The organism is Paracraurococcus ruber (genome assembly GCF_004353985.1).
In the GTDB taxonomy this organism is placed as follows: Bacteria; Pseudomonadota; Alphaproteobacteria; order Acetobacterales; family Acetobacteraceae; genus Paracraurococcus; species Paracraurococcus ruber.
The window spans coordinates 1-25,927 of sequence record NZ_SMOA01000014.1; the positions used below are offsets into that span (position 1 = coordinate 1).

A 25,927-nucleotide genomic window follows, 5' to 3' on the forward strand; every position below is an offset into this window, starting at 1 on the left:
GGCCAGGGCCTTCGCCGGGCGCCGGGCGGCAGCGGCCGCCCTGGCCGCGCACCGGGGCGCCGCCATGCGGGCAGAGGAAACGCCGCGCCGCGTCCAGCCAGGCGGCATCCGGCCGGTTGCGGCCCGCAGGCGCCGCCGTCGCCGGGGCAGCCAGCAGCAGGGGCAGCAGGGCAAGAACGATCGCCATGCCACGGGTCAGCCGCGTCACGCCCGCCGCGGCGCGGGGCATCGCTGCGCCAGGGAAGGCCGGGTGCCCCCCTGCACCGGCCGCCGGCCGAAGCGCACAGGCTTTGCGGCGCCGCTTCTGCCCGTCCCCAACATCGCGCACGCGCCGGCGCACCCCGTCCAGATCGGCCATGCCGAGCAGCATGGGCGGACCATGCCGCGATGGCAGCGGCGCGGGCAACCGCATGCGCCGAAATCCTGCCGGCATACGCTTTGCGGCCGCCGCCCGGCCCTCGCTCGTCCGAAGCCGGCAATCCGCGGCTCGTGCCGGAGCGGGCGTGGCGGGATGCCCGGCGGCGCGCCCTGGCACCGGATGGCGGCCCATGCGCGCCGAGCCTCCTTCCGCCGCGTCGGCATCGTCATGCGAGGCGGCGGCGGGAGCCGCCTGGGGGCGATCCGCGTTGCGTCCGTCCCAAGCCATGGAGGGTGGAATGGACGGGAAGGATCTGACGCGGCGGGTCGGCTGGTCGCGGTCGCTGGCTGCCCTGCGGGCGCGCTTCGCGCCCCTGCTGCGCCGGCAGCCGCAGCAGCCCGTGGCGACCGCCGAGGACTGCCTGCGGCGGGGCGCCGTGCCGGAGCGGCGGTTGGAGCCGCTGCGGCGGGCCAGCGCGGCACGCTGAGCCGGGTGCCAGCGGCCCTGCCCGCGCCGGGCCCGATCGGCCGGCGGGCCGGGGTGTGGCGAGCCTTCGCCCGGGGCGGGGGGCGGGCCGCGTCAGCGGCGCAGGGTGATGGCCGCGGTCGCCGCGACCATCAGCAGGCCCAGGCAGGCCATGACGGGGCTGGCGGTCGCCGGGCTCGTCGCATCCGCCAGCCAGCCGATGCTCAGCTGCCCGGCCGGCCCCAGCCCGATGCAGGTGGTGACCAGGCCGAGCACCCGCGACCGCGCCTCGGCCGGGGCCTGGGTGACCGGCAGCGCCGTCTGCAGCGCCGCGAAGAGCGCCGTGCCGATTCCCCCCAGCATCAGCGCGGCGATGGCCAGGGGCAGGCTGGGCGCCGCCGCCAGCAGCAGCAGGCAGAGCAGGAAGAACCCGCCGCCGGCCAGCATCAGCGCGGGCGAGAGCGGCACGCCGCGCCGCGTCGCCATGACAAGGCCGGCGAGTAGCGCCCCGGCCGGCTCCGCCGCGGTCAGAAGCCCGATCTGCACCGGGCTGGCGGCGAAGGCCAGGGTACCATAGGCCGGCAGCACGGCGATGAAGCAGAAGCCGAAGACGTTCATGGCGATGGTGATCAGGATCACCGCCCACAGCGGCTTCATCCGCCGCACCACGCGCAGCGCCTCCGCCATCTCGGCGAGCAGGAGGCGTGGCCCGAAGCGCCGCCGCGCCTGGGCATGCGGCACGCCGGCCAGCAGCGCGAAAGTCACGGCATAGCAGGCGGCCGAGAGCGCGAAGCCGGCGGGCAGGCCGAGCCACTGGTAGATCGCGCCGCCCAGCAGCGGACCGGCCATGCGGGTGGTGTTCGAGGTCAGGCTGTCGAAGGCGACGGCGGTGACCACGTCCCGCTCGCCGGCCACCTCGGTCAGCATGCGGCGGCGTGAGGCCATCTCCCCGGTCCAGACCAGGCCGCCGAGGAAGCCCTGCGCCGCGAGATGCCAGACCTCCAGCCGGCCGGTCAGGGCGAGGGCGAGCACCGCCAGGACGCCGACGGCATTCGCGGCCTGACCGGCCATCAGCAGGCGCTTGCGGTCCAGCATCTCGGCCAGGGCGCCGGCGGCGGCGCCGAGCAGCAGCAGGGGCAGGGCGCGCATCAGCGCGACGAGGGAAACGGCCAGCGCCGATCCGGTCGCCTCGAAGGTCCAGATGGCGGCGATCAGCGTCTCCACCCAGCGCATTGCATTGGCGAGGCCGCCCACCGCCCAGAGGCGACGGAAGGCCGGCAGGCCGAGCAGGCGCCGGAGGGGATGGACGGCGTGGTCCGCGTCGCGTGGCATGTCTGGCGTCGGCTGCAGCCTCGCCCGCGCCAGGGAGACTGGCAAGCCGGGCGGACCGGCAGCGCGACGCCGCGCCAGGCGCGCTGCGCGCCCGGGCCGCGGGGGCCCGCGGCATTTCCAGCCTTCGGCGCGCTGCCGTGGTGGTGCAGGATGCCGGCCAGGGAGGACGACAGCATGCCCTACGCCCAAGCCGACGGTGCCCGCCTCTGGTACGAGGAGGCCGGCTCCGGCCACCCCATCCTGTTCATCCACGAATTCGGCGCGGATCACCGCGACTGGGAGGACCAGATGCGGTTCTTCGCGCGGGAATACCGCTGCATCGCCTACAGCGCGCGGGGCTATCCGCCCTCCGACGTGCCGACCGATCCCGGGCTCTATGGGCAGGACCATGCGGTGGCCGACGCCGCCGCGGTGCTGCGGCATCTCGGCATCGCGCGGGCGCATGTCGTCGGCCTGTCCATGGGCGCCTTCGCCGCGCTGCTCTTCGGCCTCCGCCACACCGGGATGGCGACGTCGCTGGTGCTGGCGGGCGTCGGCTCGGGCTCGCCCAGGGCCGAGCAGGCGGCCTTCCGCGTCGCCTGCCAGGCGCGCGGGGAGCGGCTGGCGGCCGAAGGCTGGCCCGGTGCCATGGCGGAAGAGACGGGGCACAGCCCGACCCGCATCCAGTTGAAGAAGAAGGACCCGCGCGGATGGGCCGCCTACATGCAGCGGCTGTCGGAGCATTCCGGCCCGGGCACCGGGCTGACCATGCAGCACTACCAGGGCGGGCGGGATTCCATCCTCGACTGGGAGGCGGCGTTGCGCGGGATGCCCGTGCCGACCCTGATCGCGGTGGGCGATGAGGACACCCCCTGCCTCGAGACCAGCCTGTTCCTGAAATCGGTGCTGCCGAATGCCGGGCTGTGGATGTGCCCGCGGACCGGGCATGCCATCAACCTGGAGGAGCCGGCGGCCTTCAACCGGGAAGTGGCTGCCTTTCTCTCGACCGTGGAGCGTGGGCGCTGGCACCTGGGATGAGGCGCAGGCGGACAGGGCCACCGCCCTGTCCGGACCACCCGGTTCGGCCCGCCCCGTCCGGCCGGCTTCGTCCGGCCCGCGTGCTGGAGGCGCCATTAAACCGGCCCCATTTCAATCCTGTCTTCAACCTTTGACGCAACACTCGTCGTGCAAGGTGAACCACGGTGTCGCGAGCCTCCGGGCAGGCGGCAGCGCGGCGTCGCTTGGAGCCGCAGACGAGGAACGCGAGAGCATGCCGAGCATCCGGGCCCGGATCTGGAACGGGCGCCCCCTTCCATGCGAGCACGACACACTGCCGATCGCCCGGATCGGCACGGTGCAGCCGCATGGCGTCATGATGGTCGTGGTGCCGGAGACGGGCTGCGTCGAGCATGTGAGCGCCAATGTCGAGGAGATCCTCGGCGTGCCGGCGCGCGCCGTCCTCGGCCAGCAGCCCACCATGGCCTTCCAGGACCCTGAATCGGTGCGCCGGCTGCAGGACATCCTGCGCCCCGGCCGGCGCTTCTTCGAGAACCCGACGCCGCTGCAGGCCCGCGGCCGCGCCTTCGAGGCGATCTGCCACCTGCGCGACGGCCGGCTGTTCATCGAGATCGAGCCCTATGTCACCGCCGAGCACGACTACCAGACCATGGTGTCGGCGGCGGTCGACGCCATCTCGCGCCAGACCACGGTGCAGGGGCTCTACGCGGCGGCGGCGCGGATGATGCATTTCGTCACCCGCTACGACCGAGTGAAGCTGTACAAATTCCTGTCGCACGGCCATGGCGTCGTGGTGGCGGAGCAGCACGCCCCCGACAGCAAGCTGCCCGGCTCCTTCCTCGGCTACCACTTCTCCGCCTCCGACGTGCCGGAAGCGGCGAAGGAGATCCTGCTGACCGGCAAGACCCGCCAGAAGCCGACCCAGCGCGGATCCGTCCCGCTGCTGATGCGCGGCCCGGACGGCGAGCCGACCGAGAGCGGCCCGCGCATCGACATGACCGATTGCTGGCTGCGCGGCATCCATCCCTGCGACAACGGCTACAACAACAATCTCGGCGTCGGCAGCAACATCATCTTCCCGGTCTGCCTCGACGACAGCCTCTGGGGCCTCTTCGTCGTCCACAACAAGGACGAGAAATTCCTCAACTATGACAGCCGCGCGGTCATCGAGCAGCTGACCATGATGTTCGCCAGCCGGCTCGTCGAGCTGGAGGCCGGCGAGGCGCGGATCGAGGAGCGGCAGCGCCTGGCGCAGCAGATGGTCGCCACGGTGGAGGCGGCGCAGGCCATGCTCTCCTCCACGCCGAACCTTCGCGGCGACCACGGGAACAGCATCCGCCTGCACGCCATGCATGCCATGTCGCGGCATGTCGCGGCGCTGGCGCCGACCTATGTCTCCGCCACCGGGCTCGACCGCGCGGTCGCTGGCAACCCGGAGGACCGCTTCTCCTTCGACCTGCTGCGGCTGGCCGATGCCGATGGCGCCGCGGTGCTGCGGGCCGGCCCGGGCGGGCATGTTCACCTGATCGGCGCGACGCCGGACGCGCTGGCGGTGCGCGGCCTGGCCGCGCTGTTCGGCAGCCGGCTTCCGGCCTTCGAGGAGGGCGAGGGCAGGGTCTTCGCCACCGATGCGCTCGGCGATTTCGCGCCGCTGACGCCGGACCTGATCGCCGTGGCGAGCGGCCTGCTGGCGGCACCGATCGGCAACCGCGGCGACATGATCCTGTGGTTCCGCAAGGAACGGGTGATCGACGCCATCTGGGCCGGCCGCCCGCCGAGCGTGGCCGAGCTGAACAGTGAGAAGATGTTCCGTCCACGCGATGACTTCGCCGCGCACCGCGCGCCGCTCGCCGGCGCCTCCCGCCCCTGGCTGGAAAGCGAGGTGCTGCTGGCCGCGCAGTTCGCCGTCGCGGTCAGCCAGGCCTGGCAGGGGACGCGGCGCGACGGCGCCGAGCCGATGCCGCCGCCGGAGGCCGCGCCGGTGGTGTATGCCGACCCGGCCCTGGAGCCGGATGGGATGGGCGCGCGCAGTGGCCGCGCCTTCACGATGCTTCCCGGGGCGGCGGCGGCCGGTCCCTGGGCGGCCGCCAGCTGAGGGGTGCCGTCATGTCCATCAACGTATCCGTCCAGGCGAACGGCCCGCTCGCCTCGGTGACGCTGCGCGGCACGCTCGACAGCATGAGCCAGTCGATGCTCAAGCAGCAGCTCGAGCCGGTGCTGGCGAATGCCGCGGTCAACCAGATCCGGCTCGACTTCAGCGGCGTGCAGAGCATGGAGGCGGCGAGCGCCGGCATGCTGATGATGCTCAGCCACACCGCCAAGTCGCGGAACAAGGCAGTCGGGATCGTCAACGCCAATCCTTCCGTCCTGGCGCTGATGCACAAGGCCAATCTCGGCAAGGTGCTCACGATCCAGTAGCGCCGCGCGCGCCGGTGTCCACGGAGGTCTGTGCATGGACAGGATGAGTGGGGCGCCGCAGCCGGAGGCCTGGTCGGCCGAGGATCGGCGCGGCAAGGGCCCGCCGGCGGACGGGAAGGAGCATAGCCGGCTCGACTTCCTCTCCGCGCGCGTGCTGGACGAGTGCAAGGTGATCCGGGAGGCCGGGGTCAAGCTCTCCGGCACGCTCGAGAGCACGATGATGGAGGCCTGCACGCTCTCCGTCAGCGTGGCCGAGACCTCGGACTACCTGCACCGCTCCCGCGAGGCCGGCCAGGCCCTGCTCGAGACCACGCGGGACATGACCAGCCTGGCCGACAGCGCCCGCAGCCAGGCGGAACTGGCGCAGGGCCGGGCGGCGGAAGGCGCCCGGTCCATCGCCGCGCTGGTGGACACCTTCGGGACCATCGGCGGCTTCCTGCGCGAGATCACCCGTATCTCGCAGCAGACCAACCTGCTGTCGCTGAATGCGCGGATCGAGGCGGCGCGGGCCGGGGCGCATGGCGCCGGCTTCGCCGTCATCGCGCAGGAGGTGAAGGCGCTCGCCGGCGGCGCCGGCAGCCTCAGCGCCGACATCGAATCGAAGCTCGGCGAGCTGGTCTCGGCGACCCGCAGCGCGCAGGCGAATTTCAGCGCGATCGTCGAGGCGGTGCATGGCGCCGCCGCGGCGCTGACCGAGCTGGTGACGCGGCAGCAGCAGGTGGCCGAGACCATCGGCCAGGGCTGCCAGCAGACCGCCGAGGCCGCGACCATGATCGAGGGCGTGAGCGCCGCCATCACCCGCATGCAGGAAGCGGTGACCGATACGGGGGAGGCCTATGCGCAGCTCACCGCCTCGCTCGACACGCTGACCGTCTCGGCCGAAGGCGTCGCCCGGCCGGGCGATGCGGGCGTGCTGGCCGCGGCGGTGGCGACGCGGAAGGCGCTGACATGATGCCGGCGGCGCATCTGGCGGGTCCGGCGGCGATCGCCGCGCCGCTGCCGCTGAGCGCCCGGCTGCGGGCGGAGACGCAGGATCTGCACGACCGCATCGAGACGAATCCGCGCTTCGCCCGGCTGATGGCGCCCGATCTCGGGCTGGCGGAATACCGGGGGCTGGTCGCCGCGCTGCTTGGCCACCACGCCGCGGCGGAAGCGGCGGTCGCGCTGGCCGGCGGGCTGCTCCCGCGGGCGCTCGACCTCGACCGGAGGCTGACCCGATCGCGGCTGCTGGCCGAGGACCTGCGGGCGCTCGGCCTGGCGGAGGACGCGATCGCCGCGCTGCCGCGCTGCCCCGGCTACAGCCTGCGCAGCGCCGAGGCGGCCTGGGGCACGCTCTATGTGCTGGAAGGCTCGGCGCTGGGTGGGCAGCTGATCGCCCGGCATCTCGCCGCGGTGCTCGGCCTGTCGCCCGCGCATGGCTGCGCCGGCATGGTGCCGCATGGCGGGGAGACCGGGCTGCTTTGGCGCGGCTTCAAGCAGCTTCTGGACGACGCGGCGAGGGCCGATGCGCTGGATCCGGCGGCCGTGGTCGCCGCGGCGCGCCATGCCTTCGACACGCTGGACCGCTGGGTGGCCGCGGCATGACCGGCGGCGCGGACCTGATCGCGCGGCTGGACGAGGCGGCGGCGGCGCTGGCCGCGCGCGCCCTGGCGGCGCCCGCCGCCCTGCCCTTGCCGGAGATGGACTGGCTGGCGGCGGCACGGCGCGCCGGCACGCTGCGGCGGCCGCTGGCCTGGCGCAACCTGGTGGTCGCCACGCCGGCTTGGCGGCGGCTGCATGTGGAATTCCTGGCCATCCCCGGGGAGATCGCGGTGCTGCATTGCTGCGGCATGCCGCAGCCGCATCTCGCTTTGCCGGTCCTCGGCTTCGATGTCGTCGCCGGGCGGGAGAAGGCGACGGGCTGCTTCCTCGACCTCTCCCCGACGGTGGCGGCGGCCTCGCCGGCCATCCTCGACTGGGCGGCGGGCGTGGTGCCGCTCCGGGCCGGGCTGGGCGAGCAGCGGGCGCTGCCGGACTGGGCGAGCATCTTCTCCCCGCATGTCGTGGCGGTCCGGCCGCGCGACCCGGCGGAGGTGGAGGCGGGGCTTGCCCTGGGGGAGGCGACGATGGCGGCGATGCTGGCGCTGGCACGCATCCCGGCGGCCGATCCCGCGGCCATGGCGGCGGCGCAGTCCCGCTATGTGGAGGGGCAGCGCCGCAACGACCGCACCCGGCGCATGCTGGCCGGCTGCATCGGCGCCCCGCTGGCGGATGCCTTCATCGCGGATTGCCTCTTTCCCCTGCCCGCGACGCCGGCCCTGGCGGCATAGGGACCCGGGGTTCCCCGAGGCCCTTCGGCCCTTGGCGGCTGCGGCCCGGGCAGGGACGGGGCCACCCCATGCGCCGCCGCGTCATGACGAGCCGGCGGCGCCCGCCCCAAGGCGGCTCAGCCGGCCTCGATCTCCTCCCGCAGCATCTCCAGCTCCAGCCACTCCTCCTCCGCCGCGGCCAGCGCCGCCTCCTTCTCCGTCAGCGCCGCGGTGAACCGCTCGAAGCGCGCGCGGTCGCGGGCATAGAGGTCGGGCGCGCCGAGGGCCTGGCGCAGGGTGGCGATCTCCTTCTCCAGCGCCGCCATGCGGTCGGGCAGCGTCTCCAGCGCGTGCTGCTGCTTGAAGCTGAGCCGGCGCTTCGCCGTCGCGGCGGGCGATGCCGGCGCCCCCTTCGGCGCGGCGGGCTTCGCGGCCTCCGCCGGCTTCGCCTCCACGCCGCGGCCGCGCTGCGCGACCATGTCGCTGTAGCCGCCCGCATAGTCCTGCCAGCGGCCATCGCCCTCCGCCACGATCACGCTGGTGCAGACGCGGTCGAGGAAGTCGCGGTCGTGGCTGACCACCAGCACGGTGCCCTGGTACTCCGCCAGCATCTCCTCCAGCAGGTCCAGCGTTTCGAGGTCCAGGTCGTTGGTCGGCTCGTCCAGCACCAGCAGGTTGCTCGGCCGCGCCAGGGCGCGGGCCAGCATCAGCCGGCCGCGCTCGCCGCCGCTCAGCACGCCGACGGCCGTGCGCGCCTGGTCGGGCACGAACAGGAAGTCCTTCATGTAGCCGACGACGTGCCGCTTCTGGCCGCCCACCTCCACCTGGTCGCCCGGGCCGCCGACCAGCGCTTCCTGCAGGCTCAGCGCGGGGTCGAGGCTCTCCCGCGTCTGGTCCAGCGTGACCATCGACAGGCCCGTGCCCAGCCGCACCCTGCCCTGGTCGGGCGGCAGGGCGCCGGTCAGCAGATTCAGCAGCGTGGTCTTGCCGGCGCCGTTCGGGCCGACGATGCCGATGCGGTCGCGCCGCAGGATGCGCGTGGAGAAGTCCTTCACGACCGGGGTGCCGCCATAGCCCTTGGTGACGCCCTCGGCCTGCGCCACCAGGGTGCCGCTGCCCTCGGCCTCGGTCGCGGCCATGCGCACGCTGCCGGTGGCCTGCAACGCCTCCCGCCGCCGCTGGCGCAGCGCCGCCAGCTCGCCGACCCGGCGCATGTTGCGTTTGCGACGGGCGGTGACGCCGTAGCGCATCCAGTGCTCCTCCCGCACGATCTTGCGGTCGAGCTTGTGGGCCTCGCGTTCCTCCTCCTCCAGCACCTGGTCGCGCCAGGCCTCGAACTCCGAGAAGCTGCGGTCGAGCCGGCGGGTCGTGCCGCGGTCCAGCCAGACCATGGCGCGCGACAGCCGCCCGAGGAAGCGGCGGTCATGGCTGATGACCACCAGGGCGCCGCGGAAGCCGGCCAGGGCCTCCTCCAGCCAGGCGATTGCCGGCAGGTCGAGGTGGTTGGTCGGCTCGTCCAGCAGCAGGATGTCGGGGTCGGGGGCCAGGGCGCGGGCCAGCGCCGCCCGCCGCGCCTCGCCGCCGGACAGCCGGTCCGGCACTTCCTCCCCGGTCAGGCCGAGCTGGTCGAGCAGCCAGCGCGCGCGATGCGGGTCGTCGGCCGGGCCGAGCCCGGCGGCGACATGCTCCCACACCGTCCGCGCGCCGCCGAAATCGGGCTCCTGCGGCAGGCTGCGCAGGGTGGCGCCGGGCTGGACGAAGCGGCTGCCGCGCTCCGGCTGCACCGCCCCGGCGGCGATGCGCAGCAGGGTGGACTTGCCCGAGCCGTTGCGGCCGACCAGCGCCACCCGCTCCCCCGCGCCGACCGAAAGCGTGGCGCCGGTGAGCAGCGGCGTGGTGCCGAGATGCAGGTGGATATCCTGGAGGATGAGGAGGGGCGGGGCCATGGCCACGGAAAGGGGGGCGGCGGCCCCGCCGCGTCAAGCCATCCTGGCCGGCCCGTCTTTCGCCACGGCGCGGGGCGGCAGGCGCGCCCGGGCCGTCAGGCCCGCCCGCGCAGCGCCCTAGCGCTTGGGCAGGCCGTCCGGATCCATGTCCAGCACCGGCGGCGGGGAGGTGGCGCCCCAGACCCGCCGCCAGATATCGAGCGGCAGCAACACATAGGCTTCCCGCCCGTGCCGGGTCAGCACCACCGGCCCGCCCACGGCATGATCCACCAGCTTCGGCACCGCGGCCTCGATGAGTTGCATGTCGACGCGCGGATAGCCTTCCAGCCCGGGGGCCGGATCCGGCACGGTGCCGGAGCGGATGGCCTCGTCCTCATCCTTGCGCCAACCGCTCATCCGCGCCGTCGCCCCCATGCCCGCGCCCGTCGCGGCGCCGCCTGATGCCTCGCCCGCGCGGCTCCAACCCGGTCTATAGCAGATGCCCCGGCCCGGCGACGCCGGCGGCAGCGGTCGCGATAGCGGGAGCGCCCCCGCCGGCGCAATGCGCCGCATGCGCTCCGCCCCGCCTCGGGGCCCTGCCGCCCGGTCCCTGGCCGCCACCAGCCCTCGGCCCTTGCGGATCGCGCGGCTTTGTGGCGACGAGCGGTCGCGCTCCGCACCCCGTGGGCAGCGGCGATGTGGCGAGGCCGTGGCGGGGAGGAAACCGGCAAGGAGTCCGGGGCAGCAGCATCGGCACCGCCACGGGGTACCGCCATGTCCGCCAGCCCGACCGCCCTGCTGACCGAGGCGCGCCTCGACGCCGCAGCGCGCCATGCCGGCGATATCTGGCTGCCCGAGCACCCCTATTTCGACGCCGCCGAGCCGGTCTTCGAGCGGATCTGGCCGGCCATCCTGCCCTTCCTGGAGGGCGCCGACTTCACCAGCGTGCTGGACCTGGCGACCGGCCGCGGCCGCAACGCGCGCAAGCTGCTGGACCATGCCGGACGGCTGACCTTGGTCGATATCCGGCCGGAGAACATCGCCTTCTGCCGCCGCCGCTTCGGCGACGACCCGCGGATCACCTACCTGGCCAACAACGGCTACGACCTGCGGGCGGTGCCGGATGGCAGCATCACCCTGGTCTACAGCTTCGACGCCATGGTGCATTTCGACAGCGACGTGGTGCGCGCCTACCTGGCGGAGGCGCGGCGGGTGCTGGCGCCCGGCGGCCGCGCCTTCCTGCACCATTCCAACTGGACCGAGGGGCAGGACTGGCTGCAGGCGCCGCATTGCCGCGCCTTCATGTCACGGGAGCTGTTCGCGCATTATGCCCGCAAGGAAGGGCTGCGGGTTCTGCGGCAGGACCTGATGGACTGGGGCGGCGTGCCGCGGCTCGACTGCGTGTCGCTGCTGGCGCGGCCCTGAGGGTCCCGCCGGCCGACAGCCGGGGCGACGAGTCGACCGATGCGATGGCGCCGGCCGCCCCCGGCAACGGGCCTTGGCCAGACGTACCTGGGGCGCCGATATCCGGAGCAGGGCGCGCCCCGTCGCCTGGCGCGTGCGGCGTGGCAGGCGGCCGACGCACTGCCGGCCTGCCCACTGGCCAGAACGTGCCTGGGCCCGCACGGAAGGCCACCGGCGCTTGCCGGTGCGACCCGGACCCGGCAGCGGCACCGTGCGGACTGGTCGTGCAGGGACAGGGCGCGATCGGCCGGGACAGGACTGGCCGGGTCACCCCCGGCGAACGACGTATTGCCCGGCTTCCAGCGCCGCGATGATGGCATTGCCCTGCGCGGTATCGCGCACCTCGATCATCAGCTCCAGCTCCGCGCTCTGCACGCTGGGCGCGGCGAAGAGGCGCTGGTGGCTCACCTCGATGACATTGCCGCCGGCTTCCGCCACGCGCGCGGCGATGTCGGCCAGCACGCCCGGGCGGTCCGGGATGTCGAGATGCAGGCGCAGGATGCGGCCATCCCGCAGCAGGTTGCGCAGCAGGACATTGGCCAGGATGCGGGCATCGATGTTGCCGCCGCAGACCGTCGTGCCCACCGCGCGGCCGGCGAAGCGGTCGGGGAAGGCCAGGATGGCGGCGAGGCCGGTGGCGCCGGCGCCTTCCGCCACCAGCTTGGCGCCCTCGGCCAGCAGGGCGATGGCCTGTTCCACCGCCCGTTCGGGCACCACCAGCACCTCCACCCCCATCTGCCGCAGCAGGGCCAGCGGCAATTCGCCGACATCGCGCACGGCGATGCCCTCGGCGATGGTGGGGCCGCCGACCGAGACGGGGCTGCCGGCCAGGCGCTGGGCCATGGCGGGATAGCCTTCCACCTCCACGCCATAGACCGGCAGGCCAGGCCGCAATTCCCGCGCCGCGGCGGCGCAGCCGGTCAGCAGCCCGCCGCCGCCGACCGGGAAGACCAGGGCATCGAGCGCCGGCGCATCCTCCAGCATCTCCAGGACCATGGTGCCCTGGCCGGCGATGACGCCCGGATCGTCATAGGGATGGATGAAGGTCAGCCCGTCCCGCAGCGCGAGGGCATGCGCATGCGCGGCCGACTCGGCCAGCGTCTCCCCATGCAGGACGACGCGGGCGCCCCAGCCCTCGGTGCGGACGACCTTGGTGGCGGGGGTAAATTTTGGCATGACGATGGTGGCGGCGATGCCGGCCAGGGCGGCGTGGCGGGCCACCGCCTGGGCATGGTTGCCGGCGGACATGGCGACGACGCCGGCCGCGCGTTCCCGCGCCGTCAGCAGGGCGATGCGGTTGGCGGCGCCGCGTTCCTTGAAGGCCCCGGTCGCCTGCAAATTGTCGAGCTTCAGCCAGACCTGGGCGCCGGCGGCGCGCGACACGGCGTCCGAGCGGAGGGTCGGGGTCCGCAGGACCGCGCCCTCGATCCGCGCCGCCGCGGCGCGGATATCGGCGAGTGTCACCACCGCAGGCGGGGCGACCATCCCTTCGGAGACAAGGGCACGGTGCGGCACGACAGGGATCCTTCGCGGCAGCATTCCGCCCCGCCGGCGCACGGGACGCGGCCGGCGGGGTGGCGCGCTATACGCCTTTTGCGCAGCCGCGGCGATCCTTCATGTTGCGCTGCAAAAGGCCGCTGGCGACGCTGTCATGCATCACGGCGCATCCGCCGCCGAAGCGCGGTCACCGGAGGTGCGCTGCGACACCGGCACGGCGCCCTGTCCGGCGACCCTGCCGCCGGCCTGGCCAGCGCCACGTTTCGGCGCCCGGCGGGACGGGCGGTGCGCGCCGCGCCGCCGGCCGGGATAGTTCCCGTGCTGGCGGCGCCGCAGCCTCAGCGGAAGGCGACGGCCGTGATCTCGTAGGCGCGGGCGCCGCCAGGGGCCGGGACTTCCACGCTGTCGCCCACCTTCTTGCCGATCAGCGCCTTGGCCAGCGGCGAGGAAATGGAGATCGAGTTGTGCTTCATGTCGGCCTCGTAGGCGCCGACGATACGATAGGTCTTCGCCTCCTCGGTCTCCTCGTCCACCACGGTGACGCGGGCGCCGAACTTGACCTGGTCGCCCGAGAGCTTGGAGACGTCGATAACCTCGGCGGCCGGGATGATGGTCTCAAGCTCGGCGATGCGGCCCTCGATGAAGGACTGCTTCTCCCGCGCCGCGTGATACTCGGCATTTTCGGAGAGGTCGCCATGCGCGCGGGCTTCCGCGATGGCGCGGATCACCGCCGGCCGTTCCTCGGCCTTCAGCTGCTTCAGTTCCTCTTCCAGCTTCGCCAGACCTTCCGCGGTCATGGGGAACTTCTGCACGGCAAGCCCTTCCTTCCGAGCGACCCTCGCCAAGTCTGCGCGCCCCGGGCGCGGCATGGCGACCAAAAACTTTCCGTGCCCCCAAGGAGCCGGGAGGGGCCGGGGCAAACCCGGCACCGGCACCGGTTCCGGGCGGCTGAGGGAAACCGAGCGGGACGGGCAGGGGTTCCGCGACCCGGCGGCGCAACGGTGCTGCGCCGCCTGGGGGCCGCGCCGGAAACCGGCGGCCTACCGCTCAGAATGATCGGGCAAAGTAGGACTGCAGGGGGGCCACATCAAGGGTGCCGGCCCGCAATGCCGCAATTGCGTGCACCGCCGCCCGGGCACCCGCCGCGGTGGTGTAGTGCGGCACGCCGTGGGTCAGGGCGCTGCGGCGGATGTCGAAGCTGTCCGCCACGCTCTGCCCGCCGCCGGTGGTGTTGATGACCAGCTGGATGTCGCCGGACTTGATGGCATCCACGCAATGCGGCCGGCCTTCCAGCACCTTGTTGACGATCTCACAGGCCAGTCCGGCATCGCGGAGGCGGGCCGCCGTCCCCCGCGTCGCCACCACGGCGAAGCCCATGTCGATCAGCCGCCGGGCCAGCACCACCGCCGCCGGCTTGTCGCTGTCCTTGACCGAGATGAAGGCGGTGCCGGCCAGCGGCAGCTTCACCCCGGCGCCGAGCTGCGACTTGGCGAAGGCGCGCTCGAAGCTGGCATCGAGGCCCATGACCTCGCCGGTCGACTTCATCTCCGGCCCGAGGATGACGTCGACATTGGGGAAGCGGTTGAAGGGGAAGACCGCCTCCTTCACCGCGACGTGCCGATAGACCGCGTCGTCGTCCAGCCCGAAGCTGGCCAGCCGGGCGCCCGCCATGACCTGGGCGCCGATCTTGGCGATGGCCACGCCGGTCGCCTTGGCGACGAAGGGCGCGGTGCGGGACGCCCTTGGATTGACCTCGAGGACGTAGATCTCCCCGTCCTTCACCGCGTACTGCACGTTCATCAGGCCGACGACCTTCAGCGCCCGGGCCATCGCCTCGGTCTCCGCCTTCAGCTCCGTCACGATGGCGGGCGGCAGGGAATAGGGCGGCAGGGAGCAGGCGCTGTCGCCGGAATGGATGCCCGCCTCCTCGATATGCTCCATGACGCCGGCGACATAGACTTGGCCGTCGGCATCGGCGATGCAGTCCACATCCACCTCGATCGCATCGGCCAGGTACTGGTCGATCAGGATGGGGTTGTCGCCCGAGACCTTCACCGCTTCCTGCCCGAAGCGGCGAAGCTGCTCGGCATTGTGGGCGATCTCCATGGCGCGGCCGCCCAGCACGTAGCTGGGGCGGACGACCACGGGGTAGCCGATGCGCTCGGCCTCCCGCACCGCCTCGTCGAGGTCGCGCGCGGTGCCGTTCTGCGGCTGCTTGAGGCCGAGGCCGCGCAGCAGGTGCTGGAAGCGCTCGCGGTCCTCGGCGATGTCGATCGCCTCGGCGCTGGTGCCAAGGATGGGGATGCCCGCCTTGTGCAGCGCCTGGGAGAGCTTGAGCGGCGTCTGCCCGCCATACTGCACGATGCAGCCGAGCAGCGTGCCGGCGCGCTGCTCCGTCCGCAGGATGGAGAGGACATCCTCGGCGGTCAGCGGCTCGAAATACAGCCGGTCGGAGGTGTCGTAGTCGGTGCTGACCGTCTCCGGGTTGCAGTTGACCATGATGGTCTCGAAGCCGGCATCGCGCAGCGCGTAGCAGGCATGGACGCAGCAATAGTCGAACTCGATGCCCTGGCCGATGCGGTTGGGACCGCCGCCGAGGATGACGACCTTCTGCCGATCGGTCGGCCGGCTCTCGCAGGCCGGGGTGCCGAAGCCGCCCTCATAGGTCGAGTACATGTAGGGCGTCTCGGAGGCGAACTCGGCCGCGCAGGTGTCGATGCGCTTGAAGACGGGGACGACGCCGAGGGCGATGCGATGCGCCTCCACCTCGGCCTCCGTCTTCCCGGCCAGCACGGCGAGGCGGCGGTCGGAGAAGCCCATGGCCTTCAGCCGGCGCAGCGCGATGGCCGTCCCCGGCAGGCCCTGCGCCTTCACCTCCGCCTCGGCGGCGACCAGCTTCTCGATCTCCCGCAGGAACCAGGGATCGAATTTGCAGGCCTCGTGGATGTCCTGCACCGCCATGCCGGCGCGCATGGCCTGGGCGGCGACCAGGATCCGGTCGGGCTTCGCGGTGGCGAGGGCGGCGTGGAAGGCCTGCGGGCTGCCATCGCCCGGCACCGGGATCTCGTCGAGGCCGGAAAGCCCGGTCTCGAGGCCGCGCAGCCCCTTCTGCATGGCCTCGGCGAAGCTGCGGCCGATGGCCATGGTCTCGCCGACCGACTTCATGCTGGTGGTCAGCGTCGCCGGGGTGCCGGGGAATTTCTCGAAGGTGAAGCGGGGGATCTTCACCACCACGTAGTCGATGGTCGGCTCGAAGCTCGCCGGCGTCACCTTCGTGATGTCGTTGGCCAGCTCGTCCAGCGTGTAGCCGACTGCCAGCTTGGCGGCGACCTTGGCGATCGGGAAGCCGGTCGCCTTGGAGGCGAGCGCCGAGCTGCGCGAGACCCGCGGGTTCATCTCGATCACCACCATGCGGCCATCGGCGGGGTTGATGCCGAACTGCACGTTGGACCCGCCGGTATCCACCCCGATCTCGCGCAGGCAGGCGATGCTGGCATCGCGCATGCGCTGGTATTCCTTGTCGGTCAGCGTCAGCGCCGGGGCGATGGTGACGCTGTCGCCGGTATGGACGCCCATGGCATCCAGGTTCTCGATGGAGCAGACGATGATGCAGTTGTCCGCGCTGTCGCGGACCACCTCCATCTCGAATTCCTTCCAGCCGAGCACGCTCTCCTCGACCAGCACCTCGTTGGTCATGGAGGCGTCGAGGCCGGCGGTGACGATCTGCTCGAACTCCTCCTTGTTGTAGGCGATGCCGCCGCCGGTGCCGCCGAGGGTGAAGGAGGGGCGGATGACGCAGGGGAGCTTGACCAGCTCCAGCGCCTCCCAGGCCTCGGCCATGCTGTGGGCGATGCCGCTGCGCGGGCTCTCGATGCCGATCTTCGCCATGGCATCGCGGAATTTCAGCCGGTCCTCGGCCTTGTCGATGACCTCGGCCTTGGCGCCGATCAGCTCGCAGCCATGCTTCGCCAGCACGCCGGCCTCGGCCAGCTTGAGCGCGGTGTTCAGCGCGGTCTGGCCGCCCATGGTGGGCAGCAGCGCGTCCGGCTTCTCCTTGGCGATGATCTTCTCGACCATCTCGACCGTGATCGGCTCGATATAGGTCGCATCCGCCAGGCCGGGGTCGGTCATGATGGTGGCGGGGTTGGAGTTCACCAGGATGACCCGGTAGCCCTCCGCCCGCAGCGCCTTGCAGGCCTGGGCGCCGGAATAGTCGAACTCGCAGGCCTGGCCGATGACGATCGGGCCGGCGCCGATGATGAGGATGGACTTGATGTCGGTGCGCTTCGGCATGGCGGTTCCGGTCAGGTCGTGGGGGCGCAGTCGGGGGACTGGCGGGAAGCGTTCGGCAGCGGGCGGGCCATGCGGCGGCGGGTGCGCCCGGCCTCGCCTCCCGCGCGCCGTGTCGCAGGCGGCGGCGTGGCGGCGCGGGCGAGGAGGCGGAAGGGGCCGGTCATGACCCGCGCTGCTCCTCCCGCCGCGCGGCCAGCAGCAGCGGCGGCAGCAGGAGGGCATGGCAGGCGACGACCAGCAGGGCGGTCGGGAGCGGTTCACCGGGGGCGGCATACCAGCCGCTGATCGTGTTGAAGACTAGGCTGATCCCCCAGGCGCGCCAGGCCGCCTGCCGCGGCGGGCCGATCCGCTTGAAGGCCATGGCCAGCACGGCCAGCGAGAGCCCGGTCCAGGACAGCGCCAGCAGGGCGATCAGGATCAGCGTCACGCGGCGCGCCCCTGCGTCGCCAGCTTGAGGGCCAGCAGGCCGAGCGCGGCGCCCAGGACCCAGCGCTGCACTGCCAGCCAGGCCGGCCGCGTGCCCAGGAAGCGGGCGGTCGCGGCGGCGCCCCAGACCAGCACGGCGTCGAAGCCCGTGCAGATGGCGATCTGCACCGCGCCGAGCATCGCGCCCTGCAGGAAGACATCGCCGCGCGCGGGGTCGAGGAAGGGCGGCAGCACCGCCATGTAGAACAGCGCGACCTTGGGGTTCAATGTTGCGGTGGCGAAGCCGACGGTGAAGAGGCGAGGGGCCGATTCGCGCGGCATGGGCCGCGGGCTGAACAGCGGCTGGCCGCCAGGGCGCACGCATTGCCAGGCGAGGAAGAGCAGATAGGCCGCACCGCCCAGCCGCAGCACGTCCCAGGCATAGGGAATGGCGAGCAGCGCCGCGGTGATGCCGGCCGCGGCCGCGAGCATGATGGCGAGCGAGCCCGCCTGGCAGCCGATGAGCGAGATCATGCCCGCCCCGGTCCCCTGCGCGAGGGAGCGGGAGACGAGGTAGAGCATGTTCGGCCCGGGCGTGAGGGCGAGGCCGAGCGAGAGGGCGGCGAAGACGAGGAGGGTTTCGGGGGAGGGCACAGCTCAGCCGTTCACCGAGAACCCGCCATCCACCGGGATGGCGCAGCCGGTGATGAAGGCCGCCGCGTCGCTGGCCAGGAAGGCCGCGATGCCCTCGAAATCCTTGGGCTCGCCCCAGCGGCCCTTCGGCGTCCGGGCCAGGACGTTGTCGTTCAGCCCCGGCATGTCGGTGCGCGCCTTGCGCGTCAGGTCGGTGTCGATCCAGCCGGGCAGCAGGCAGTTCACCGTGATGCCGTCGGCCCCCCAGGCGACCGCCAGGCTCTTCGTCATCTGCACCACGCCGCCCTTCGACGCACCATAGGCGGCATGGAAGGGCAGGCCGAAGATGGACAGCATGGAGCCGTTGTTGATCACTCGGCCGACGCCGCCCGCCTTCAGATGCGGATGCGCCGCCTTGCTGGCCAGCATGGCGCTGGTCAGGTTGGTGGCGATCACCTGATGCCAGTCGGCGATCTCATAGACCTCCGGCCGGTTGCGGATGTTGATCCCGGCATTGTTGACCAGCACGTCCAGCCGGCCGAAGCGGGCGACGGTCGCGGCGACCATGGCGTTGACGCTGGCCTCGTCGGTCACGTCCACCACCACGCCCTCGGCCTCGGCGCAGAGCGCGCGAAGCTCGGCGACGGCGGCTGCGTTCTTCTCCGGCTTGCGGCCGGCCACCATGACGGCGGCGCCGGCCTTCGCCAGCCCCCGCGCGAGGCCGAGGCCGATGCCGCCATTGCCGCCGGTCACCAGCCCGACGCGGCCCTTCAGGTCGAACATGGCTCTCAGCCTCCCTTGCTCGTCTCGATCAGGTCCACGAAGCGGTGGAACAGGTAGTGGCTGTCGGTCGGGCCCGGCGAGGCCTCCGGATGGTACTGCACGGAGAAGGCCGGGCGGTCGGTCGCGGCCAGGCCCTCGTTCGAGCCGTCGAAGAGCGAGACATGGGTGACCCGCACGGTGGAGGGCAGGCTGCGCTCATCCACCGCGAAGCCATGATTCTGGCTGGTGATCTCCACCTTGCCGGTGGTCAGGTCCTTCACCGGCTGGTTGGCGCCGCGATGGCCGCGGTCCAGCTTGTAGGTCTTGCCGCCCAGCGCCAGGCCCAGCAGCTGGTGGCCGAGGCAGATGCCGAAGACCGGCACGCGCTTCTCCAGCACCTCGCGGATCGCCGGCACGGCGTATTCGCCGGTGGCGGCCGGATCGCCGGGGCCGTTGGAGAGGAACACGCCGTCCGGCTGGTGCCGCAGGATCTCCTCCGCCGTCGCGGTCGCCGGCACCACCGTCACGTCGAGGCCCGCGGCGGCCAGGCAGCGCAGGATGTTGCGCTTCGCGCCGTAATCCACCGCGACCACCTTGTGCTTCGGCGCCGCCTGACGGCCGAAGCCCTGCGGCCAAGCCCATTCGGTCTCGTCCCAGCGATAGGGCTGGCGGCAGGAAACCTCCTTCGCCAGGTCCATGCCTTCGAGGCCCGGCCAAGCGCCGGCCTGGGCGCGCAGCGCCGACAGGTCGAAGCGGCCATCGGCCGGGAAGCACAGCACCCCGTTCGGCGCGCCGCCGTCGCGGATGCGGGCGGTCAGCGCCCGCGTGTCGAGCCCGGCGATGCCCGGCACGTCATGGCTCTTCAGCCAGAGGTCGAGATGCCGGGTGGAGCGGTAATTCGCCGGCTCCGTCACGTCCTGCTTCACCACCAGACCGCGGGCGACCGGGGTCGCCGCCTCCAGGTCCTCCGGGTTAGTGCCGACATTGCCGACATGCGGGAAGGTGAAGGTGATGATCTGCCCGGCATAGGACGGGTCGGTCAGCGTCTCCTGGTAGCCGGTCATGCCCGTGTTGAAGCAGACCTCCGCCGCCGGCGCGTTGCCCGCCGGGGTATGGGCGCCGAAGCCGCGGCCCCAGAAGACCGACCCGTCGCCCAGCACCAGGCAGGCCGTCGCGCCTTCGGGCGCGCGGGGGTTGCGATCGCCTTCGGGCGCGCGGGGGTCGAGATCGCCGTCGGGCACCAGATCGGGGGCGGTCTCGGGCATGGGCATGGCGGTCTCCGCGCGGGGGCTGGGGCGGGTATCGGGGGCGCCGGGAAGCTCGGCAAGGGACAGGCCGGTGGCGGCCAGGATGGCGGGCCAGTGCCGTGGCGGGATGGCGCGTGCCTGGCGCCATTTCCGCACCGCCTCGGTGCCGATGCCGCAACGCTGCGCGGCGGCCTCCGGCCCCCCGAGCAGGGCGATGATGTCTTCGACCGTGCGCATGCCAGGAGATATGTGGGAAAAGACTTCCCGGATCAACCTCGACGGCCCGAATGGGAAATTACTTCCCAGTTTCGAAGCGTTGCCGCCCGCTGGCGATCCGCCCTAAAGCCCCTGGCGTGACCAAGCCGGATAAGGGAATCGCCATGGCCGAGGAGCTCCGCGCCCGTTTCACCGAGGCGTTGAAGACGGCGATGCTGGCGAAGGATGCCGCCACCACCTCCACCCTGCGAATGATCCTGGCCAAGCTGAAGGACACGGACATCGCGGCGCGGCCCTCGGGCGTCGATAAGGTGCCCGAGGAGCAGATCGTCGCCATGCTGCGCGGCATGGCGAAGTCCCGCCGCGAGTCGGTCGAGCTCTACCGCCAGGGCGGGCGGGAGGAGCTGGCGGCGAAGGAGGAGGCGGAGATCGGGGTGATCGAGTCCTTCCTGCCGCAGCAGATGGACGAGGCGGCGACCCAGGCGGCCATCCAGGCGGCGATCGCCGAGACCGGCGCGGCCAGCGTGAAGGACATGGGGAAGGTCATGGCCGTGCTGCGGGCGAAGCACGCCGCCAGCATGGACCTGGGCAAGGCCGGGCCGTTGGTGAAGGCTGCCCTCGGGTCCTGATCGCAGGGCGGGTCCACGCGCCGCGGCGTCCATGCCGCTCCGCGATCCGCCCCGGGCGCCTGGACGCAGGGAAGCTGGACGCAGGGACTAGCGGGTTGTGGGGGGCATCGGGGCAGGGAGGTCCTTCCCTGTCCCCACTCCCCAGGGCAGCAAGGAGGCCTTCGGACCGGTGGCGCTACCCCCCGCCTTCCTCGACGAGCTGCGTGTCCGCACGCCCCTGCACGGGCTGATCGGCCGCAGGACCCGGCTGGCCCGTAACGGCCGGCAGTGGAAGGGCTGCTGTCCCTTCCACAACGAGAAGACGCCGTCCTTCTACGTCTATGACGACCATTTCCACTGCTTCGGCTGCGGCGCGCATGGCGACGCCATCACCTTCCTCATGCGGGCCGAGGGCGCGACCTTCCCCGAGGCGGTGGAGCGCCTGGCCGCCGAGACCGGGATGCAGGTACCGAAGCCCACGCCCCAGGCGGCGGCGCGGGAGAGGCGGGCGCGCGACCTGCATGGCGTGCTGGCGGCGGCCGAGGCCGCCTATCGCCGCCGCCTTTTCCTGCCCGAGGGGCGGCCGGCGCTCGACTATCTCCGCCGCCGCGGCCTGTCGGACGAGACCATCGCGCGCTTCGGCCTGGGCTGGTCGGGCGAGGGCCGCGGGGCCCTGGCGGCCGAACTGAAATCCGACGGGATCGAGCCGCCGCAGCTGGTCGCCGCCGGGCTGATGAAGCAGCGCGACCCGGACCGGCCTGAGGCCGGCCAAGGGGCGCAATACTCCGACATGTTCTTCGGCCGGGTGATGTTCCCGATCCGCGACCGCCGCGGCCGGACCATCTCCTTCGGCGGGCGGATCCTGGGCGATGGCCAGCCGAAATACGTCAACGGGCCGGAGACGGAGCTGTTCCGCAAGCGGCAGGGCCTCTATGGCCTGGATCTGGCGCGGGAAGGGGCCTTCCGCGGCGCCCCGGTCCTGGTGGTCGAGGGCTATATGGACGTGATCGCCCTGCACCAGGCGGGCTTCGCCGGGGCTGTGGCGCCGCTCGGCACGGCGCTCACTTCCGAGCAGCTGGAGCTTCTCTGGCAGCTGAGCCCGGAGCCGGTGCTGTGCTTCGACGGCGATGCCGCCGGCGCCCGCGCCGCCGCCCGCGCGGCGGAGACGGCGCTGCCGCTGCTGACGGCCGAGCGCAGCCTGAAGCTGGCGGCGCTGAGCGGCGGGGAGGATCCGGACACGCTGCTGCAGAAGGGCGGGCCCAGGGCCTTCCAGCCGGTGCTGGATGGCGCCCGCACGCTTTCCGCCGCGCTGTTCGACCTGCTGGCGGAGGGCCGGCCGCGGCAGACGCCGGAGCAGCGCGCGGCGCTGCGGGGCCGGCTGGAGGAGGCGGCGCGGGCGATCCCCGACCGGGTCCTGTCGGGCGAGTATCGCCGCACCCTGCTCGACCGCTTCTGGGAGGAGACCCGGCGGGCCGCGCCCGGCCCCGGCCGCCGCGGCGGCGGAGCGCCCTGGGCCGGCCGGCCGGCCGCCTTCCGCATCATGGCCCGCCCGGCGGTGGACAGCGACGCCATCCGGCGGGAGCGCGCGCGCAACCTTCTGGCCATCCTTGTTCGCCACCCCTTGCTGCTGCCGGAGGTGGAGGAGGCGCTGATGTCGCTCGATCTGCCGGCCGGCGAGGCGGAGGGCCTGCGGGCGGCGATGCTGGCCTGGCTCGGCACGGCGGAACCGCTTGACTCGGCTGCCTTGACGGGCCACCTCGCCCAGTGCGGGATGGGGAATGCCGTCACCTGGGCCACCCGGGCCACTGGGCTCTGCGCCGCGGCGCAGCCCACGGCCCAGCCCAAGGAGGCATTGGACGGCTGGTGGCATTTCTTCGGCCTGCTGCGGGGTGAGGCGGATCTGGTCCAGGATTTGGCGGACGCGCAGCGTCAACTGACCGAGACCTACGACCCGGCCGCGCAGCAGCGGCTGATCCGGTTGAAGCGGGCTCTCGACGCCTTGCGGCGTGGCGAGACGGAGTCCGACCCGGATGAGGCGGCCGAGGGGGAGCCCGGGGAGGGTCCCCAGGCATCGCGTGCGAGCACCATAGGGTAGGGGCATTGCACGGGTATCCCGCCGGCCCGGAATACCGGCACTGGCGGGGCCTGTCGCGTCGATGGAGCGGACGGCATGGCGAGCAAGGTCGCTGGCGGCACGGAGACGGTGGAGAGCCGGGACGAGGCGGTGGAAGGCGTCCTGATCGACATCCAGTCGGCCGCGGTCAAGAAGCTGATCGCCCGCGGCAAGGAACGCGGCTACGTCACGGTCGATGAGCTGAACGCGGCGCTCCCCTCGGACCAGGTCTCGTCCGAGGTGATCGAGGACCACCTGGCCACCCTGTCCGACCTCGGCATCAACCTGGTCGAGGCCGAGGAGGGCGAGGAGCCCGAGGGCGCGCCCGCCGCCAAGGCCAAGGAAAAGGACGAGGAGAAGGAGGAGGACGAGGAGTCCGGTGGCAACGTCGACGAGGAGAGCCTCGGCCGCACCGACGACCCCGTCCGCATGTACCTGCGCGAGATGGGCAGCGTCGAGCTGCTGTCGCGCGAGGGCGAGATCGCCATCGCCAAGCGGATCGAGGCGGGGCGGGACATGATGATCGGCGGGCTCTGCGAGAGCCCGCAGACCTTCAAGGCGATCATCGCCTGGCATGAGGCGGTCAAGGAAGGCCGCATGCTGCTGCGCGACGTCATCGACCTGGAGGCGACGAACGCCGCCGACAACCCGGAGGCGGCGGCCGCCGCCGAGAGCCAGCAGGACGAGGAATTCGAGGAGGGCGAGGAGGGCGAGGGGCTTGGCCTGTCGCTGTCGGCGCTCGAGGAGAAGCTGAAGCCGGAGGCGCTGGCCGCCTTCGAGGCGATCGAGGCGAACTACGCCAAGCTGCAGAAGCTGCAGCTCAAGCGCATGGAGGCCTACACCGCCGGCGAGGACCTGCAGGGCAAGTCCGAGAAGACCTACGAGAAGTCGCGGGCCGAGCTGGTGGCGCTGGTGCAGAAGGTGCACCTGCACAACAACCGGATCGAGGAACTGGTCGAGCAGCTCAAGCATATCAACCGCCGGCTGACCGCGCTCGAGGGCCAGGTGCTTCGCCTGGCCGAGGCCAGCAAGGTGAAGCGCGAGGAATTCCTCGAGCACTGGCGCGGCAGCGAGCTGGACCCCGCCTGGTTCGAGCGGCTGACCAAGCTGAAGGGCAAGGCCTGGCCGACCTTCATCGCCCGGTCGCGGGACGAGGTGGAATCGGTCCGCGCCCAGATGGCGATCATCGCCAACGACACCAACCTGCCGATCGGCGAGTTCCGCCGGGTCTATGCCACCGTCTCGCGCGGCGAGCGGGACATGACCCAGGCGAAGAAGGAGATGATCGAGGCGAACCTGCGCCTGGTGATCTCCATCGCCAAAAAATACACCAATCGCGGGCTGCAATTCCTCGACCTGATCCAGGAAGGCAATATCGGCCTGATGAAGGCGGTCGATAAGTTCGAGTACCGCCGCGGCTACAAGTTCAGCACCTATGCCACCTGGTGGATCCGGCAGGCGATCACCCGCAGCATCGCCGACCAGGCGCGGACCATCCGCATCCCGGTCCACATGATCGAGACGATCAACAAGCTGGTCCGCACCAGCCGGCAGATGCTGCACGAGATCGGGCGGGAGCCGACGCCGGAGGAACTGGCGGAGAAGCTCGGCATGCCGCTGGAGAAGGTTCGCAAGGTCCTCAAGATCGCCAAGGAGCCGATCAGCCTCGAGACGCCGATCGGCGACGAGGAGGACAGCCACCTCGGCGACTTCATCGAGGACAAGAACGCCATCATCCCGCTGGACGCCGCCATCCAGTCCAACCTGCGGGAGGCGACGACGCGGGTGCTCTCCTCGCTCACGCCGCGCGAGGAGCGGGTGCTACGCATGCGCTTCGGCATCGGCATGAACACCGACCACACGCTGGAGGAGGTCGGGCAGCAGTTCAACGTGACGCGCGAGCGCATCCGGCAGATCGAGGCGAAGGCGCTGCGCAAGCTGAAGCATCCGTCGCGCTCGCGGAAGCTGCGCAGCTTCCTCGACAACTGACGCGCGGCGCCCTGGCCGCGGGCGCCGGGGGCCGCGGCCGCCGGCGGCGCGGCCACGACACGCCCCGCGCCCTGCGGCCGAGGGGGCCAGGACCGGGACAACCAGGGCCAGGACAACAGGGGACAGGCCGCGCGGCCGCGGCTATCCTGCCGCGCGGCGGCGGGAAGGCGGCAAGCGGTTGGCAGTGATGGGCAGGCTCGTGGAGACCATCATCCCGGTCGCGGTGGACGTGACCTTCCTGCGCATGGATCGCCGCCCGGCAGAGCCTGGGCCGGCGCTGCCGCCGGATGCCTCGGTGGCCCGGGTCGGCCGGTGCAGCGTCGGCTTCTACCGCTATCTCTACCACACGGTCGGGCAGGACTATGTCTGGTGGCTGCGCCGCACCCTGCCGGATGCCGAGCTTGCCGCCATCCTCGGCGACCGCGGCGTGTCCATCCATGTCCTTTACCGGGATGGCGAGCCGGCCGGCTTCTACGAGCTAGACCGGCGCAACAGGCCGCATATCAACCTCTCCTATTTCGGGCTGCTGCCTCATGCCATCGGGCAGGGCCTGGGCCGCGCCTTCCTGCGCCATGCGATCGACGCCGCCTGGGCGGAGCTGCCCCGTGGGCTGACGGTGAACACCTGCACCGCCGACCACCCGCGTGCCCTCCCGAACTACATGGCCGCCGGCTTCGCCTGGCTGCGCACGGTGCGCGAGGTCTGGCAGGTACCGGCCCGGCTCGGCCTGCCCATCCCGGACCGGCTGCGGCAGCGCTGACCCACCGGCCGGCCTGGCCGGCGCCGCGGGAGGCCGGCGATCCGTGCCCGGCCGGTGCCGCCCTGGCCGGGTCGCTCGTCCGCCCGCGCCCGCGATCCGTGCCGGGCCCCGCATCGGGCTGCCGGCCGCGCCGCGCCGCCCCTCCCGCGTGCCCCCGC

Annotated in this window: 22 protein-coding genes and 1 pseudogene; 12 read left to right on the plus strand and 11 right to left on the minus strand. The window is 72.4% G+C overall.

Annotation, left to right across the window (positions count from 1 at the left end; translation table 11 throughout):
- Nucleotides 1–187, minus strand: a pseudogene (locus E2C05_RS34135) (hypothetical protein); the annotation flags it as partial.
- A gap of 469 nt (nucleotides 188–656) precedes the next feature.
- On the opposite strand from E2C05_RS34135, the gene E2C05_RS05075 reads away from it, so the two are divergent.
- Nucleotides 657–845 (plus strand): hypothetical protein, encoded by a 189-nt coding sequence (locus tag E2C05_RS05075; protein ID WP_133218521.1) that lies wholly within the window; start codon nucleotides 657–659, stop codon nucleotides 843–845.
- Nucleotides 846–937: 92 nt separating this feature from the next.
- On the opposite strand, the gene E2C05_RS05080 is transcribed toward E2C05_RS05075, so the two are convergent.
- Nucleotides 938–2,155 carry an MFS transporter gene (locus E2C05_RS05080; RefSeq protein WP_133218522.1) on the minus strand — a complete coding sequence of 406 codons (1,218 nt, stop codon included), beginning with the start codon at nucleotides 2,153–2,155 and terminating at the stop codon, nucleotides 938–940.
- 174 nt (nucleotides 2,156–2,329) lie between these two features.
- Between E2C05_RS05080 and E2C05_RS05085 the strand changes: the two genes are divergently transcribed.
- The 6 genes from E2C05_RS05085 (at nucleotide 2,330) to E2C05_RS05110 (ending at nucleotide 7,878) form a co-directional block, all read left to right on the plus strand.
- A complete protein-coding gene (locus tag E2C05_RS05085) occupies nucleotides 2,330–3,172 on the plus strand; it encodes an alpha/beta fold hydrolase (protein ID WP_133218523.1) in 843 nt (280 codons plus the stop codon).
- A 232-nt stretch (nucleotides 3,173–3,404) separates the two neighbouring features.
- Nucleotides 3,405–5,246 carry a GAF domain-containing protein gene (locus tag E2C05_RS05090; RefSeq protein WP_158291960.1) on the plus strand — a complete coding sequence of 614 codons (1,842 nt, stop codon included), beginning with the start codon at nucleotides 3,405–3,407 and terminating at the stop codon, nucleotides 5,244–5,246.
- Nucleotides 5,247–5,257: 11 nt separating this feature from the next.
- Nucleotides 5,258–5,569, plus strand: a complete 312-nt coding sequence (locus E2C05_RS05095) for an STAS domain-containing protein (RefSeq protein ID WP_133218525.1) — start codon at nucleotides 5,258–5,260, stop codon at nucleotides 5,567–5,569.
- A gap of 34 nt (nucleotides 5,570–5,603) precedes the next feature.
- On the plus strand, nucleotides 5,604–6,521 hold the full coding sequence (locus tag E2C05_RS05100; RefSeq protein ID WP_133218526.1) for a methyl-accepting chemotaxis protein: 918 nt from the start codon (nucleotides 5,604–5,606) through the stop codon (nucleotides 6,519–6,521).
- Nucleotides 6,521–7,153, plus strand: a complete 633-nt coding sequence (locus tag E2C05_RS05105; RefSeq protein WP_205082726.1) for a biliverdin-producing heme oxygenase — start codon at nucleotides 6,521–6,523, stop codon at nucleotides 7,151–7,153. The genes E2C05_RS05100 and E2C05_RS05105 overlap by 1 nt, the downstream gene beginning before the upstream one ends.
- On the plus strand, nucleotides 7,150–7,878 hold the full coding sequence (locus E2C05_RS05110) for a hypothetical protein (RefSeq protein ID WP_133218528.1): 729 nt from the start codon (nucleotides 7,150–7,152) through the stop codon (nucleotides 7,876–7,878). The genes E2C05_RS05105 and E2C05_RS05110 overlap by 4 nt, the downstream gene beginning before the upstream one ends.
- 116 nt (nucleotides 7,879–7,994) lie before the next feature.
- Here the strand turns inward: E2C05_RS05110 and E2C05_RS05115 are convergent, their stop codons facing one another.
- Together E2C05_RS05115 and E2C05_RS05120 are read right to left on the minus strand one after the other, a co-directional pair.
- Nucleotides 7,995–9,803 carry an ABC-F family ATP-binding cassette domain-containing protein gene (locus tag E2C05_RS05115; protein ID WP_133218529.1) on the minus strand — a complete coding sequence of 603 codons (1,809 nt, stop codon included), beginning with the start codon at nucleotides 9,801–9,803 and terminating at the stop codon, nucleotides 7,995–7,997.
- A 117-nt stretch (nucleotides 9,804–9,920) separates the two neighbouring features.
- Entirely contained in the window at nucleotides 9,921–10,199 is a 279-nt protein-coding gene (locus tag E2C05_RS05120; RefSeq protein ID WP_133218530.1) for a type II toxin-antitoxin system Phd/YefM family antitoxin, read from the minus strand.
- 357 nt (nucleotides 10,200–10,556) lie between these two features.
- Here E2C05_RS05120 and E2C05_RS05125 point away from each other — a divergent pair, with 357 nt between their 5' ends.
- Nucleotides 10,557–11,207, plus strand: a complete 651-nt coding sequence (locus E2C05_RS05125; protein WP_158291961.1) for a class I SAM-dependent methyltransferase — start codon at nucleotides 10,557–10,559, stop codon at nucleotides 11,205–11,207.
- Nucleotides 11,208–11,513: 306 nt separating this feature from the next.
- Here the strand turns inward: E2C05_RS05125 and E2C05_RS05130 are convergent, their stop codons facing one another.
- From E2C05_RS05130 to carA, 7 genes are all read right to left on the minus strand, one after another.
- The gene (locus E2C05_RS05130; protein ID WP_133218563.1) at nucleotides 11,514–12,713 is read right to left on the minus strand and encodes a threonine ammonia-lyase; all 1,200 of its coding nucleotides are present in this window, start codon (nucleotides 12,711–12,713) and stop codon (nucleotides 11,514–11,516) included.
- A gap of 368 nt (nucleotides 12,714–13,081) precedes the next feature.
- Nucleotides 13,082–13,555 (minus strand): transcription elongation factor GreA, encoded by a 474-nt coding sequence (gene greA, locus E2C05_RS05135; RefSeq protein WP_133218532.1) that lies wholly within the window; start codon nucleotides 13,553–13,555, stop codon nucleotides 13,082–13,084.
- A gap of 235 nt (nucleotides 13,556–13,790) precedes the next feature.
- A complete protein-coding gene (gene carB, locus E2C05_RS05140) occupies nucleotides 13,791–17,036 on the minus strand; it encodes a carbamoyl-phosphate synthase large subunit (protein WP_133218533.1) in 3,246 nt (1,081 codons plus the stop codon).
- A gap of 160 nt (nucleotides 17,037–17,196) precedes the next feature.
- Nucleotides 17,197–17,463, minus strand: coding sequence for a hypothetical protein (locus E2C05_RS05145; protein WP_133218534.1), 267 nt, complete (start codon nucleotides 17,461–17,463; stop codon nucleotides 17,197–17,199).
- A complete protein-coding gene (locus tag E2C05_RS05150) occupies nucleotides 17,460–18,095 on the minus strand; it encodes a LysE family translocator (protein WP_133218535.1) in 636 nt (211 codons plus the stop codon). Before E2C05_RS05150 ends, E2C05_RS05145 begins: the two co-directional genes overlap by 4 nt.
- 3 nt (nucleotides 18,096–18,098) lie before the next feature.
- Nucleotides 18,099–18,857: an SDR family NAD(P)-dependent oxidoreductase gene (locus E2C05_RS05155; protein ID WP_133218536.1), complete on the minus strand. Its 759-nt coding sequence runs from the start codon at nucleotides 18,855–18,857 to the stop codon at nucleotides 18,099–18,101.
- A 5-nt stretch (nucleotides 18,858–18,862) separates the two neighbouring features.
- Complete coding sequence (gene carA, locus E2C05_RS05160; protein WP_133218537.1) at nucleotides 18,863–20,320, minus strand: glutamine-hydrolyzing carbamoyl-phosphate synthase small subunit; 1,458 nt, start codon at nucleotides 20,318–20,320, stop codon at nucleotides 18,863–18,865.
- Nucleotides 20,321–20,463: 143 nt separating this feature from the next.
- Here carA and E2C05_RS05165 point away from each other — a divergent pair, with 143 nt between their 5' ends.
- The 4 genes from E2C05_RS05165 (at nucleotide 20,464) to E2C05_RS05180 (ending at nucleotide 25,769) form a co-directional block, all read left to right on the plus strand.
- The gene (locus E2C05_RS05165) at nucleotides 20,464–20,928 is read left to right on the plus strand and encodes a GatB/YqeY domain-containing protein (protein ID WP_133218564.1); all 465 of its coding nucleotides are present in this window, start codon (nucleotides 20,464–20,466) and stop codon (nucleotides 20,926–20,928) included.
- Nucleotides 20,929–21,097: 169 nt separating this feature from the next.
- Complete coding sequence (gene dnaG, locus E2C05_RS05170) at nucleotides 21,098–23,002, plus strand: DNA primase (protein ID WP_133218538.1); 1,905 nt, start codon at nucleotides 21,098–21,100, stop codon at nucleotides 23,000–23,002.
- 75 nt (nucleotides 23,003–23,077) lie between these two features.
- Complete coding sequence (rpoD, locus tag E2C05_RS05175) at nucleotides 23,078–25,009, plus strand: RNA polymerase sigma factor RpoD (RefSeq protein WP_133218539.1); 1,932 nt, start codon at nucleotides 23,078–23,080, stop codon at nucleotides 25,007–25,009.
- A 187-nt stretch (nucleotides 25,010–25,196) separates the two neighbouring features.
- The gene (locus tag E2C05_RS05180; protein ID WP_133218540.1) at nucleotides 25,197–25,769 is read left to right on the plus strand and encodes a GNAT family N-acetyltransferase; all 573 of its coding nucleotides are present in this window, start codon (nucleotides 25,197–25,199) and stop codon (nucleotides 25,767–25,769) included.
- The last annotated feature ends 158 nt before the right edge of the window (nucleotides 25,770–25,927 follow it).

Excerpts from the sequence above, each read along its gene's own strand:
- E2C05_RS05120 (WP_133218530.1), bottom strand. The coding sequence starts at position 10,199 with ATGAGCGGTTGGCGCAAGGATGAGGACGAGGCCATCCGCTCCGGCACC.
- E2C05_RS05090 (WP_158291960.1), top strand. The coding sequence starts at position 3,405 with ATGCCGAGCATCCGGGCCCGGATCTGGAACGGGCGCCCCCTTCCATGC.
- rpoD (WP_133218539.1), top strand. The coding sequence starts at position 23,078 with ATGGCGAGCAAGGTCGCTGGCGGCACGGAGACGGTGGAGAGCCGGGAC.
- E2C05_RS05105 (WP_205082726.1), top strand. The coding sequence starts at position 6,521 with ATGCCGGCGGCGCATCTGGCGGGTCCGGCGGCGATCGCCGCGCCGCTG.
- E2C05_RS05165 (WP_133218564.1), top strand. The coding sequence starts at position 20,464 with ATGGCCGAGGAGCTCCGCGCCCGTTTCACCGAGGCGTTGAAGACGGCG.
- E2C05_RS05180 (WP_133218540.1), top strand. The coding sequence starts at position 25,197 with ATGGGCAGGCTCGTGGAGACCATCATCCCGGTCGCGGTGGACGTGACC.
- carB (WP_133218533.1), bottom strand. The coding sequence starts at position 17,036 with ATGCCGAAGCGCACCGACATCAAGTCCATCCTCATCATCGGCGCCGGC.
- E2C05_RS05155 (WP_133218536.1), bottom strand. The coding sequence starts at position 18,857 with ATGTTCGACCTGAAGGGCCGCGTCGGGCTGGTGACCGGCGGCAATGGC.
- E2C05_RS05100 (WP_133218526.1), top strand. The coding sequence starts at position 5,604 with ATGGACAGGATGAGTGGGGCGCCGCAGCCGGAGGCCTGGTCGGCCGAG.
- E2C05_RS05095 (WP_133218525.1), top strand. The coding sequence starts at position 5,258 with ATGTCCATCAACGTATCCGTCCAGGCGAACGGCCCGCTCGCCTCGGTG.
- E2C05_RS05125 (WP_158291961.1), top strand. The coding sequence starts at position 10,557 with ATGTCCGCCAGCCCGACCGCCCTGCTGACCGAGGCGCGCCTCGACGCC.
- E2C05_RS05075 (WP_133218521.1), top strand. The coding sequence starts at position 657 with ATGGACGGGAAGGATCTGACGCGGCGGGTCGGCTGGTCGCGGTCGCTG.
- carA (WP_133218537.1), bottom strand. The coding sequence starts at position 20,320 with ATGCGCACGGTCGAAGACATCATCGCCCTGCTCGGGGGGCCGGAGGCC.
- E2C05_RS05085 (WP_133218523.1), top strand. The coding sequence starts at position 2,330 with ATGCCCTACGCCCAAGCCGACGGTGCCCGCCTCTGGTACGAGGAGGCC.
- E2C05_RS05115 (WP_133218529.1), bottom strand. The coding sequence starts at position 9,803 with ATGGCCCCGCCCCTCCTCATCCTCCAGGATATCCACCTGCATCTCGGC.
- E2C05_RS05080 (WP_133218522.1), bottom strand. The coding sequence starts at position 2,155 with ATGCCACGCGACGCGGACCACGCCGTCCATCCCCTCCGGCGCCTGCTC.
- E2C05_RS05110 (WP_133218528.1), top strand. The coding sequence starts at position 7,150 with ATGACCGGCGGCGCGGACCTGATCGCGCGGCTGGACGAGGCGGCGGCG.